The organism is Acinetobacter sp. BY419 (genome assembly GCF_019038395.1).
Classification (GTDB): Bacteria; Pseudomonadota; Gammaproteobacteria; order Pseudomonadales; family Moraxellaceae; genus Acinetobacter.
This window is the reverse complement of the sequence record NZ_JAGFXZ010000033.1, coordinates 18,865-31,707: the sequence shown is the minus strand read 5'-3', so window position 1 is coordinate 31,707 and position 12,843 is coordinate 18,865. Positions and strand designations below refer to the sequence as shown.

Below are 12,843 nucleotides of genomic sequence, written 5' to 3'. Positions count from 1 at the left end.
AGCCACATACTAAATTCGATGCGGAAGTATACGTACTTTCTAAAGAAGAAGGTGGTCGTCACACTCCATTCCTTAACGGCTACCGTCCACAGTTCTACTTCCGTACTACGGACGTAACTGGTGCGATTTCGCTTAAAGAAGGCGTGGAAATGGTTATGCCTGGTGACAACGTTGAGATGTCAGTAGAGCTCATCCACCCGATCGCAATGGACCCAGGTCTACGTTTTGCGATCCGTGAAGGCGGTCGTACAGTTGGTGCTGGTGTAGTTGCTAAAGTAACTGCATAATCATAGAATAAAATAAACGGGTTGGGGTTTCGGCTCCAACCTGTTATTTTGCAGGTCAGTAGTTCAATTGGTAGAGCGTCGGTCTCCAAAACCGAATGTTGGGGGTTCGAGTCCCTCCTGACCTGCCAAGTTTTTAAAAAGACGCTTGATGTCGGCAAAATTGGTCATATAATAAGTCGCGAAACCTACGACGAGTACAAAAATGTCGAATGATAAATCACGCGACGCATTAGGCGAAGCGGCAATTCCTCAAAGAAATAATCCTGCAGTAGATGTAAGTTCTGGTTCTCCATTAGACATGGTTCTATGGGTTATCGCCTTGATTTTATTGGCTGGCGCAATGATGGTAAACCAATATTTACCAGCTTACTGGGCACCCGCGAATGATATTTGGGTGCGTGTTGGGGTGATTTTGGCTTGTGTCGTAGCGGCTTTAGGTTTATTATACGCCACCCATCAAGGCAAAGGCTTTATTCGTCTTCTTCAAGATGCACGAGTTGAGTTACGTCGAGTGACCTGGCCTACCAAACAAGAGACGATGTCCACATCTTGGCAAGTTCTTGTTGTAGTCGTGATTACATCCATCGTGTTGTGGTGTTTTGACTATATCTTAGGCTGGTTAATGAAGTTTATTATCGGGTAAGAGAGCTATGAAACGTTGGTACATTATTCATGCCTATTCAGGTTATGAAAAACAAGTGATGCGTTCGCTTAATGATCGAATCCAGCGTAGCGCTGTTGCCGATAGCTTTGGTGAAGTCCTTGTTCCTACCGAAGAAGTGGTAGAGATGAAGGATGGCAAGAAGCGTAAATCAGAGCGTAAGTTCTTTCCTGGCTATGTATTGGTCGAAATGGAAATGAACGATGACACTTGGCACATTGTTAAAGAATGTCCAAAAGTTTTAGGTTTTATTGGTGGTACGGCTGAAAAACCGGCACCGATTACGCAAAAAGAAGCAGATGCGATTTTAGCTCGTGTACGCAATACTGGTGAAGCACCTCGTCCTAAGACAATGTTTGAACCAGGCGAAGAATTGCTCGTGGTTGACGGTCCATTCACAGACTTTAAAGGTGTGGTGGAAGAAGTTCAGTACGAAAAGTCACGCTTAACGCTGACCATTAATGTATTTAACCGACCAACTCAAGTTGAATTGGAATTTCGTCAAGTCGAAAAAACAATCTGATTTGTATGGGTTGAAAACGCCTGACTTATTTATAAGTCAGGCATTGTTGTTGTAACGGTATCGTTACTTGAAATTATTGGGGAGCCTTCACCGGCGTTTGCACCCAGAGGTAATTTGAAATGGCTAAGAAGATTGACGGCTATATCAAGCTGCAAGTTCCAGCTGGTAAAGCGAATCCATCTCCACCGATTGGTCCTGCACTAGGTCAACGTGGTGTGAACATCATGGCTTTCTGTAAAGAATTCAATGCTGCGACACAAAAACTTGAAGCTGGTCTACCAATTCCAGTTGTGATTACTGTGTACAACGACAAGTCGTTCACATTCATCATGAAAACTCCACCTGCTGCTATTCTTCTTAAGAAAGCTGCTGGTATCCAAAAGGGTTCGGCTGTACCAAACAAAACTAAAGTTGGTAAGTTGACTCGTGCTCAATTGGAAGAAATTGCGACTACTAAAGAACCAGATTTAACTGGTGCTGATTTAGACGCGCGTGTACGTACCATCGCTGGTTCTGCACGTTCTATGGGCTTGGAAGTGGAGCTTTAAGACATGGCTAAATTAACTAAACGTCAAAAAGCGATTGTTGCCGCTGTTGAAGCACAAAAAGTTTACACTTTGGAAGAAGCGGTTGCTGTAATTGCAAGCCTTCCTGCGCCGAAATTCAAAGAATCTTTGGATATCGCTGTAAACCTAGGTGTTGATCCTCGTAAATCTGACCAAGTTGTTCGTGGCGCGACTACACTACCTGCAGGTACTGGTAAAACTGTACGTGTAGCTGTATTCGCTCAAGGCGCTGCTGCTGAAGCTGCTAAAGCTGAAGGCGCAGACATCGTTGGTTTCGACGATCTTGCTGAAAGCATCCAAGCGGGTAACCTTGACTTTGACGTAGTAATTGCTGCTCCAGATGCAATGCGCGTTGTTGGTAAATTGGGTACGATCCTTGGTCCACGTGGCTTAATGCCAAACCCTAAAGTGGGTACTGTAACTCCTGACGTAGCGACTGCAGTTAAAAATGCAAAAGCTGGTCAAGCACGTTACCGTGTAGACAAGGCGGGTATTATCCACGCTGCGATCGGTCAAGTAGGTTTCACTGCTGAAGCTGTTCGTTCAAACGTTGAAGCACTAGTTGCTGACTTGAAACGTTTAAAACCTGCTACTTCTAAAGGTATCTACATCCAAAAGATCACTTTGAGCTCAACTATGGGTCCTGGTTTGATCGTTGACGTAGCAAACATTTCTAAATAAGTCTCGACTTATTACAGAATTTTAAAGCCCTGAGTAATATTTGAAGCAACGCTTCAAATATTACGCAAGAAAACCGGTTTCGGCCTTCTTGCAGACTTAGGCAAACTTTGAATTGATAACTATTTGTTTATCAGCGTCAAAGACCTCAGGCGAGGGGAGTTTTATGCTTCGCTCTTAATAGCCCAGCCTGCGTAGACGCGGTGGTGTGATTTTGTTCATCCTCCGCGTGTGAGTCCAGTGATGGTCTTGCGAATTGGGAGTGTGCTTCTTGTAAGCACATAAATCACCGTTAGGAGGTTTTACAATGGCTCTTCTTATCGAAGGCAAAAAACAGATTGTAGCTGAAGTAGCTGAAATTGCTTCTACTGCATTTGCTGCTGTTGTTGCTGACTATCAAGGTTTAACTGTAGAGCAATTAACTACTCTACGTGTTGAAGCTCGTAAACTAGGTGTTGCTACACGCGTTGTACGTAATACTTTGGCTAAACGCGCTCTTCAAGATACTCAATTTAATATCTTGAACGACAACCTTGTTGGCCCAACAATCTTAGCTTTCTCAACTTCTGAAGACGACATGGGCGCTGCTGCTCGTTTGTTCGAAGAATTTGCTAAAACTAATAAAGCATTTGAACTTAAAGCTGCTGCATTTGATGGCAAAGTGTATCAAGGTGCTGAAGTTAGCGTTATCGCGAACCTTCCGAACCAAGAGAAAGCACTTACTATGCTTGCAAATGTACTTCAAGCACCTATTTCGAAATTGGGCCGCTTGCTTACAGCGCTTCAAGAGAAAAACGGTTCAGAAGCTGCATAAGCTCAAACTTACACACACATCATTCAATACCCATTTGGAGTTACTCTCATGGCTTTAACAAACGAAGAAATCCTAAACGCAGTTGCTGAAAAAACTGTTCTTGAACTTGTTGAACTTATTTCTGCTTTCGAAGAGAAATTCAACGTTTCTGCTGCTGCTGTAGCTGTTGCTGCTGGTCCTGCTGCTGCTGCTGCTGAAGAACAAACTGAATTCAACGTTGAGTTGACTTCATTCGGCGCGAACAAAGTTGCTGTAATTAAAGCAGTTCGTGAAGTAACTGGTCTTGGCTTGAAAGAAGCTAAAGACATGGTTGAAGGTGCTCCAGCGATTCTTAAAGAAGGCGTTTCTAAAGAAGAAGCTGAAGAACTTAAAGCTAAGCTTGAAACTACTGGCGCAACAATTACTGTTAAGTAATTTTGCCGGGAGTCGATTTGTTAAAAATTGACTCCAAAATTTGGCTGATGGCTCTTGGGTCATCAGCCTTTTTGCGTTACAATAATCGGCTCGATTTTTGTTTGCATGATATAAAAATCATACAAATTGAAAATAATCATAATGAACAAACATTTATCAATATTTTTCATTAAAAAATATTGATAAGCGTTTTAAAACCACTAAAAATTGCAGCATTTGTAAAGAGTGGTGGCCATATCGGCCAGCGTAATTCCTTCTGAGCCCGTTCTGCAGGCGGGCTTGGTTTACACTTTCCGAGGACTCCAGATGGCATACTCATATACCGAAAAGAAACGGATCCGTAAGAATTTTGGTAAATTGCCTAGCATCATGGATGCTCCGTACTTGCTTTCGATTCAAGTCGACTCGTACAGAACATTCTTACAAGATGGCAAATCACCAAAAAACCGCGAAGATATCGGTCTCCAAGCCGCATTTCGTTCAGTTTTTCCTATTGAAAGTTATTCTGGCAATGCTGCTTTAGAATTTGTTGAGTATAGTCTTGGTAAGCCTGAGTTTGATGTACGCGAATGTATCCTTCGTGGCTCAACTTATGCAGCACCAATGCGTGTAAAAATTCGTTTGATCCTGAAAGATCGTGAAACGAAGTCAATTAAAGACGTACGTGAACAAGAAGTCTATATGGGCGAAATGCCATTAATGACGGATAACGGTACCTTTGTGATTAACGGCACCGAGCGTGTAATCGTGTCACAATTACACCGTTCACCAGGCGTATTCTTTGACCACGATAAAGGCAAGACTCACTCAAGCGGTAAAGTCCTTTATTCAGCGCGTATCATTCCTTACCGTGGTTCATGGTTAGATTTTGAATTCGATGCGAAAGATTTAGTCTTCGTTCGTATTGACCGTCGTCGTAAATTACTTGCGACTGTGGTACTTCGTGCGCTTGGTTTAAGCAACGAAAAAATCCTGAACATGTTCTATGAGAAAGTACCTGTATATCTTGATATGGGTAGCTATCAAATTGATCTTGTACCAGAACGTCTGCGTGGCGAAATGGCACAATTTGACATACTGGATAAAGATGGCAAAGCGATCGTTGAACAAGGTAAACGTATTAACGCGCGTCATGTACGTCAAATGGAAGCATCAGGCCTTGAAAAGCTTTCTGTTCCTGATGAGTACTTGTACGAACGTATCACTGCCGAAGACATCCCATTAAAAGATGGCGATGTGATTGCTGCAAACACAGTATTGAGCCATGAGATCATGGTGAAAATTGCAGAAGGCGGTGTTAAAGAGTTCAATATTCTGTTCACCAATGATATCGACCGTGGTTCATTCGTTGCAGATTCTCTACGTGCAGACACCACGACCACTCGTGAAGAAGCGCTTGTAGAAATCTACAAAGTGATGCGTCCAGGCGAGCCACCAACCAAAGAATCTGCTGAAAACTTATTCAATAACTTGTTCTTCTCTACAGAACGTTATGACTTGTCTCCAGTCGGTCGTATGAAGTTCAACCGTCGTTTGGGTCGTCCTTACGAAGTGGGTACAGATCAGAAGTCGCGTGAAGTTGAAGGCATCTTGTCGAACGACGATATCATCGATGTACTGAAAACATTGGTTGAAATCCGTAACGGTAAAGGCGAAGTCGACGATATCGATCACTTGGGTAACCGTCGCGTTCGTTCTGTTGGTGAAATGACAGAAAACCAATTCCGTGTTGGTCTGGTTCGTGTAGAACGTGCTGTGAAAGAGCGTCTATCACAAGCTGAAACAGATAATTTGTCTCCGCAAGATTTAATCAACGCGAAGCCTGTTGCTGCTGCAATCAAAGAGTTCTTTGGTTCAAGCCAGTTGTCTCAGTTCATGGACCAAAACAACCCATTGTCTGAAATCACGCACAAACGTCGTGTTTCGGCGCTTGGTCCCGGCGGTTTGACCCGTGAACGTGCCGGCTTTGAAGTACGTGACGTACATCAAACGCATTACGGTCGTGTATGTCCAATTGAAACACCGGAAGGTCCAAACATTGGTTTGATCAACTCGCTTTCAGTTTACGCAAAAGCCAATAACTTCGGTTTCTTGGAAACGCCTTACCGTAAAGTTATCGATGGTCGCGTAACCATGGATATTGAGTATTTATCTGCAATTGAAGAAGTAGGTACTGTGATTGCACAGGCCGATTCTGCAATGGATAAAGACGGTAAATTAATCGAAGACTTCGTATCTGTGCGTCATCAAGGTGACTTCGTACGTATGCCTCCTGAAAAAGTAACGCATATGGATGTCTCTGCGCAGCAGATTGTATCTGTAGCAGCGTCACTGATTCCGTTCCTTGAACACGATGATGCCAACCGTGCATTGATGGGTTCAAACATGCAACGTCAGGCTGTACCAACACTCATTGCGGATAAACCGCTTGTGGGTACCGGTATGGAAGCAAACGTAGCGCATGACTCGGGTGTATGTGTAATCGCAAAACGTGGCGGTCGTATCGAGTATGTTGATGCGTCGCGTGTGGTTATTCGTGTGAATGAAGACGAAATGATCGCGGGTGAAGCCGGTGTAGATATCTACAACCTGATCAAATACACACGTTCGAACCAGAACACCTGTATTAACCAGAAAGTTCTGGTAAATATGGGCGATAAAGTGGGTCGTGGTGATGTATTGGCTGATGGTCCATCGACAGATGGCGGTGAGCTTGCACTGGGTCAGAACATGCGCGTTGCGTTCATGACCTGGAATGGTTACAACTACGAAGACTCGATCTTATTATCTGAGCGTGTACTTCAAGAAGACCGTTTGACTTCGATTCATATCCAAGAATTATCATGTGTTGCACGTGATACTAAGTTGGGTGCTGAAGAAATTACTGCCGATATCCCGAACGTGGGTGAAGCTGCACTGTCTAAGCTGGATGAATCAGGTATCGTGTATATCGGTGCTGAAGTGACTGCAGGTGATATTCTAGTCGGTAAAGTAACCCCTAAAGGTGAAACGCAATTAACACCGGAAGAAAAATTGCTACGTGCAATCTTTGGTGAAAAAGCGGCTGACGTAAAAGACTCATCTTTACGTGTTCCATCAGGTACTAAAGGTACTGTGATTGACGTTCAAGTGTTTACACGTGACGGTCTTGAAAAAGACGAACGTGCTCAAGCAATTGAAAAAGCTCAGCTTGATGCATACCGTAAAGACTTGAAAGAAGAATTCAAGATCTTTGAAGAAGCTGCACGTGAACGTGTGATTCGCTTGCTGAATGGTCAAGAATCGAATGGTGGCGGTACAACTAAACGTGGCGACAAACTGTCAGAAGACATGCTGTCTGGTTTAGAGTTGGTAGACCTGCTTGAAATTCAACCAGTTGATGAAGCAATTGCTGAACGTTTAACGCAAATTCAAGTGTTCTTAAAAGAGAAGAGCATTGAAATTGACGAGAAATTTGCTGAGAAAAAACGCAAACTTTCTACAGGCGATGAGCTGACTACTGGCGTATTGAAAGTTGTTAAAGTTTATCTTGCTGTAAAACGTCGCATCCAGCCGGGTGATAAGATGGCGGGTCGTCACGGTAATAAAGGTGTTGTATCAAACATCTTGCCGGTAGAAGACATGCCACACGATGCCAACGGTGTACCTGTTGATATCGTACTTAACCCGCTGGGCGTACCATCACGTATGAACGTGGGTCAGATTCTTGAAACTCACTTGGGTATGGCTGCAAAAGGTCTTGGCGATCAAATCGACAAGATGATGAAAGAGCAACGTACTGTTATTGAGCTTCGTGACTTCTTAGACAAGATTTACAACAAAGTGGGCGGCGAGCAAGAAGATCTTGATAGCTTAACTGATGATGAAATCTTGGCGCTTTCTAAAAACCTTCGTGCTGGTGTGCCTTTAGCGACACCTGTGTTTGACGGTGCTGATGAAGGCCAGATCAAAGAGTTATTAGAACTTGCGGGCATTTCACGTACTGGTCAAACAGTATTGTATGATGGTCGTACGGGTGAACGTTTCGACCGTCCAGTTACTGTCGGTTATATGTACATGCTGAAACTCAACCACTTGGTGGATGACAAGATGCATGCGCGTTCTACTGGTTCTTACTCTCTAGTAACGCAACAGCCGCTTGGTGGTAAAGCACAGTTCGGTGGTCAGCGTTTCGGTGAGATGGAAGTCTGGGCACTAGAAGCTTACGGTGCAGCATATACGCTACAAGAAATGCTGACTGTGAAATCGGATGACGTTGAAGGACGTACCCGTATCTACAAGAACATTGTAGATGGTAACCATTATATGGATCCGGGCATGCCTGAATCGTTCAACGTATTGACCAAAGAGATCCGTTCTTTAGGTATCAACATTGAACTGAAAAATGGTGACTAAGTAACCATCCAATCCCCCAAACCCCCTTGATAAAGGGGGATTTACTCCTCTTAAATTTAAGGGGAGTTTCCCGCTTAGAGATAGGCGGGATGGCGGGGGGATTACTCAGTTAAAAAACAATATTTGTGACCCAGTTGTTGAGTGAAAATCTCCACAACACACGGAGAAAAAAATTGAAAGACTTGCTCGATATCATGCGCAAAAAGACGGATTCAGACGGTCATGCTCCTGTAGAGTTTGACCGCATCCGTATTGGTCTTGCGTCACCAGAAATGATTAAGTCGTGGTCTCACGGTGAAGTTAAAAAGCCAGAAACCATTAACTATCGTACGTTCAAACCTGAACGTGATGGTTTGTTCTGTGCCAAAATCTTTGGTCCAGTAAAAGATTACGAATGCTTGTGTGGTAAATACAAGCGGATGAAATACAAAGGCGTCATTTGTGAAAAATGTGGCGTTGAAGTAACGACTGCAAAAGTTCGCCGTGAGCGTATGGGTCATATTGACCTTGCGTCACCTGTTGCACATATCTGGTTCTTGAAATCATTACCGAGCCGTATCGGTCTTCTTTTAGACATGACGCTACGTGATATCGAACGTGTATTGTATTTCGAATCTTATGTGGTTACCGATCCTGGTATGACTCCATTTGAGAAATACCAGCTTCTAAATGATGAAGAATACTTCAATGCATTAGAAGAACACGGTGATGAATTCAGCGCGAAAATGGGTGCAGAAGCGATTCAAGACTTGTTGAAAGACATCGACCTTGAAGCTGAAATCGCACGTTTACGTGAAGAAATTCCTGTTACAACTTCAGAAACCAAGCTTAAAAAAGCATCTAAGCGTCTGAAGTTGATGGAAGCATTTAACGATTCGAACAACAAGCCAGAATGGATGGTGTTGACTGTACTTCCAGTACTTCCACCAGATCTACGTCCATTGGTACCACTTGAAGGTGGTCGTTTCGCGACTTCTGACCTGAACGATCTTTATCGTCGTGTGATCAACCGTAACAACCGTTTGAAGCGTCTTCTTGACCTTGCAGCACCAGACATTATCGTACGTAACGAAAAACGTATGCTTCAAGAGTCTGTAGATGCATTGCTGGATAACGGTCGTCGTGGTCGTGCTATTACCGGTTCGAACAAACGTCCACTTAAATCTTTGGCAGATATGATCAAAGGTAAACAAGGTCGTTTCCGCCAAAACTTGTTGGGTAAACGTGTCGATTACTCTGGTCGTTCGGTCATTACCGTAGGTCCGACTTTACGTCTGCATCAATGTGGTCTTCCGAAGAAAATGGCACTTGAACTATTCAAGCCGTTTATCTTTGCGAAACTACAAGCATCTGGCCAAGCAACCACCATTAAAGCTGCGAAGAAAATGGTTGAGCGCGAAACCCCGGAAGTTTGGGACGTTCTTGCTCACGTGATTCGTCAACATCCAGTGATGTTGAACCGTGCGCCAACACTTCACCGTCTGGGTCTTCAAGCATTTGAACCGATCCTGATTGAAGGTAAGGCGATCCGTCTACACCCGCTCGTATGTGCTGCGTTTAACGCCGACTTCGATGGTGACCAAATGGCGGTACACGTACCATTAACACTTGAAGCTCAGTTAGAAGCTCGTGCGTTAATGATGTCGACCAACAACATCTTGTCTCCAGCGAACGGTGAGCCGATCATCGTACCGTCTCAGGACGTTGTCTTGGGCTTGTATTACATCACGCGTGATGCAATCAATGCCAAAGGTGAAGGCATGGTGTTTGCGGATACTCACGAAGTAAACCGTGCACTGGCGACTGGTCAGGTTGATCTACACGCTCGCGTTAAAGCACGTGTACACCAGACTGTAATTGACGAAGACGGTAACCGCGAACAGCAAACCATTATTGTAGATACGACTCCAGGTCGCTGCCTACTTTGGGAAGTTGTGCCTGAAGGTATGGATTTCCAGCAAATTAACGTTGAGATGACCAAGAAAAACATCTCGAAGTTAATTAACTCTTGCTACCGTAAGTTGGGTCTGAAAGATACTGTAATCTTTGCTGACCAATTGATGTACCTAGGCTTCCGTCAAGCGACGCGTTCAGGTGTATCTGTTGGTATGGAAGACATGGTTATTCCACCGCAAAAGCAAGCCATTATTGGTAAAGCGGAGGCTGAAGTTCGTGAAATTGAACAACAGTTCGAACAAGGTTTCGTAACTGCCGGCGAACGTTATAACAAAGTGGTCGATATTTGGGCGCGTACCAATGACCAGGTGGCTAAAGCGATGATGGACAACTTGTCTTTCACCACTGTTAAAAACAAACAGGGTGAAGACGAGAAGCAAAAATCATTCAACTCGATCTACATGATGTCTGACTCGGGTGCCCGTGGTTCGGCAGCTCAGATTCGTCAGTTGGCGGGTATGCGTGGTTTGATGGCGAAGCCGGATGGCTCGATCATTGAGACTCCAATTAAAGCGAACTTCCGTGAAGGTTTGACTGTACTTCAGTACTTTATCTCGACACATGGTGCGCGTAAAGGTTTGGCCGATACAGCACTGAAAACTGCGAACTCGGGTTACTTGACTCGTCGTCTGGTAGACGTTGCGCAGGACTTGGTAATTACCGAGCCAGATTGTGGTACCTTCGACGGCCTAGTGATGACTCCATTCATTCAAGGTGGCGATGTCATCGAGAACCTGGGTGCACGAGTATTGGGTCGAGTGGTTGCTGAAGATGTTAAGAAAGTTGGTACAGACGAGGTTCTGCTTCCACGTAACACTTTAATTGACGAGAAACTGGCTACCTTTATCGAAAGCCAGGGTGTCGACGAAATTAAAGTACGTTCGGTTGTAAACTGTGCGTCTACTTTCGGTGTATGTGCGAAATGTTATGGTCGTGACCTTGCACGTGGTCATCAGGTGAACCCGGGTGAGGCTGTTGGTGTTATGGCAGCTCAATCGATTGGTGAGCCAGGTACACAGTTAACCATGCGTACCTTCCACGTTGGTGGTGCTGCGAGCCGAACTTCTGCTGCAAACAGCGTACAGGTTCGTAACCAGGGTACAGTACGTTTCCACAACGTGAAAACAGTACAACATGCCAAAGGTCACTTGGTATCGACTTCACGTTCAGGTGAAATCGGTATTGCGGATGACTTAGGTCGTGAGCGTGAGCGCTATAAACTTCCATACGGTGCGTCTATCTTGCTGAAAGATGGCGAAGCCGTAGAAGCAGGCGGTATCGTGGCGACTTGGGATCCGCATACACATCCATTGGTAACAGAAGTTGCTGGTAAAGTACGTTTCAGCCAGATTGCTGATGGCGTGACTGTTACTTCTAAAACTGATGATGCAACAGGTATGTCAACCATCGAAATCTTGCCAGTGACTTCACGTCCTGCGTCAGGTAAAGATTTACGTCCTGCAGTTGTCTTGGATACGGTTGAAGGCACTGAACAGTTCTACTTCTTGCCACAAAACACGATTCTTTCTGTCCGTGATGGCGAAACAATTGGTGTCGGTGACGTTATTGGTCGTGTACCACAAGAAACTTCACGTACCCGTGATATTACCGGTGGTCTGCCGCGTGTAGCTGACTTGTTCGAAGCACGTAAGCCTAAAGAGCATGCAATCCTTGCAGAAGTGTCGGGTGTTGTGAGCTTTGGTAAAGAGACCAAAGGTAAGAACCGTCTCGTGATCACACCAGATGATGGCTCTGAGATTTATGAAGAGCTGATTCCGAAGTGGCGTACGATTAACGTGTTCGAAGGCGAACATGTGAACCGTGGTGAAACCATTTCTGATGGTCCACAAAACCCGCACGACATCTTACGTCTGAAAGGCGAAGTTGCACTGACCAACTACATCGTGAACGAAGTTCAGGACGTATACCGTCTGCAAGGTGTAAAAATCAACGACAAGCACATTGAAGTCATCGTACGTCAAATGCTGCGTAAAGTTGATATCACTGACGGTGGCGATACTAGCTTCATCAAAGGCGAACAAGTGGATTACATCCGCGTTGTTGGCGAAAACCAAGCTGTACTTGCTCAGAACAAGTTCCCAGCGAAGTTTGAGCGTCTGTTGATGGGTATCACCAAAGCATCGCTTTCTACTGACTCGTTCATCTCTGCTGCATCGTTCCAGGAAACCACTCGTGTGTTAACTGAAGCGGCTGTAACAGGTAAAGAAGATGACTTACGCGGCTTGAAAGAGAACGTGGTTGTAGGCCGCCTGATCCCAGCGGGTACAGGTTTGGCTTATCACCTCGAGCGTCGTCGTCAAGAAGCAGAAGCTGCAGAAGTTGAACTGCATAATGACTTCTCTGATGTAGACCAAGCGCTAAGCCAGGCATTTAACGAAGAATTCTAATTCAAGTTAAAGCTTAAAAAAAAGACGCCTTCGGGCGTCTTTTTTTGTCTAAAACTTATAAAAATGCCCCCCTTAACAGCGGAATAATCCATTGATATTTACAAAAATCAGCAGGAATACCGCGAGAAATAACACGTTACA

The 12,843-nt window shown here is 44.6% G+C and carries 9 protein-coding genes and 1 tRNA gene; all 10 read left to right on the top strand.

Going from position 1 to position 12,843, the window contains the following annotated elements; all coding sequences use genetic code 11:
- A partial coding sequence (locus tag KUG37_RS12140) for an elongation factor Tu (protein WP_216936915.1) occupies window positions 1–287 on the top strand: 287 nt, incomplete at its 5' end.
- Between the two features lie 52 nt (window positions 288–339).
- Window positions 340–415, top strand: a tRNA-Trp gene (locus KUG37_RS12135).
- Between the two features lie 74 nt (window positions 416–489).
- Entirely contained in the window at window positions 490–930 is a 441-nt protein-coding gene (gene secE / locus KUG37_RS12130; protein WP_216936914.1) for a preprotein translocase subunit SecE, read from the top strand.
- Window positions 931–937: 7 nt separating this feature from the next.
- Complete coding sequence (gene nusG / locus KUG37_RS12125; RefSeq protein WP_216936913.1) at window positions 938–1,471, top strand: transcription termination/antitermination protein NusG; 534 nt, start codon at window positions 938–940, stop codon at window positions 1,469–1,471.
- A 119-nt stretch (window positions 1,472–1,590) separates the two neighbouring features.
- Window positions 1,591–2,019, top strand: coding sequence for a 50S ribosomal protein L11 (rplK, locus tag KUG37_RS12120; RefSeq protein ID WP_004813566.1), 429 nt, complete (start codon window positions 1,591–1,593; stop codon window positions 2,017–2,019).
- A gap of 3 nt (window positions 2,020–2,022) precedes the next feature.
- Window positions 2,023–2,718, top strand: coding sequence for a 50S ribosomal protein L1 (rplA, locus tag KUG37_RS12115; RefSeq protein ID WP_216936912.1), 696 nt, complete (start codon window positions 2,023–2,025; stop codon window positions 2,716–2,718).
- Window positions 2,719–3,022: 304 nt separating this feature from the next.
- Complete coding sequence (gene rplJ, locus KUG37_RS12110) at window positions 3,023–3,529, top strand: 50S ribosomal protein L10 (protein WP_216936911.1); 507 nt, start codon at window positions 3,023–3,025, stop codon at window positions 3,527–3,529.
- Window positions 3,530–3,577: 48 nt separating this feature from the next.
- A complete protein-coding gene (rplL, locus tag KUG37_RS12105) occupies window positions 3,578–3,943 on the top strand; it encodes a 50S ribosomal protein L7/L12 (protein ID WP_216936910.1) in 366 nt (121 codons plus the stop codon).
- 306 nt (window positions 3,944–4,249) lie between these two features.
- Window positions 4,250–8,338: a DNA-directed RNA polymerase subunit beta gene (gene rpoB, locus KUG37_RS12100; protein WP_216936909.1), complete on the top strand. Its 4,089-nt coding sequence runs from the start codon at window positions 4,250–4,252 to the stop codon at window positions 8,336–8,338.
- Window positions 8,339–8,511: 173 nt separating this feature from the next.
- Window positions 8,512–12,702, top strand: coding sequence for a DNA-directed RNA polymerase subunit beta' (rpoC, locus tag KUG37_RS12095; RefSeq protein ID WP_216936908.1), 4,191 nt, complete (start codon window positions 8,512–8,514; stop codon window positions 12,700–12,702).
- Window positions 12,703–12,843: the final 141 nt, after the last annotated feature.

Coding starts and splice junctions, on each gene's coding strand:
- secE (WP_216936914.1), top strand. CDS start 490: ATGTCGAATGATAAATCACGCGACGCATTAGGCGAAGCGGCAATTCCT.
- nusG (WP_216936913.1), top strand. CDS start 938: ATGAAACGTTGGTACATTATTCATGCCTATTCAGGTTATGAAAAACAA.
- rplK (WP_004813566.1), top strand. CDS start 1,591: ATGGCTAAGAAGATTGACGGCTATATCAAGCTGCAAGTTCCAGCTGGT.
- rplA (WP_216936912.1), top strand. CDS start 2,023: ATGGCTAAATTAACTAAACGTCAAAAAGCGATTGTTGCCGCTGTTGAA.
- rplJ (WP_216936911.1), top strand. CDS start 3,023: ATGGCTCTTCTTATCGAAGGCAAAAAACAGATTGTAGCTGAAGTAGCT.
- rplL (WP_216936910.1), top strand. CDS start 3,578: ATGGCTTTAACAAACGAAGAAATCCTAAACGCAGTTGCTGAAAAAACT.
- rpoB (WP_216936909.1), top strand. CDS start 4,250: ATGGCATACTCATATACCGAAAAGAAACGGATCCGTAAGAATTTTGGT.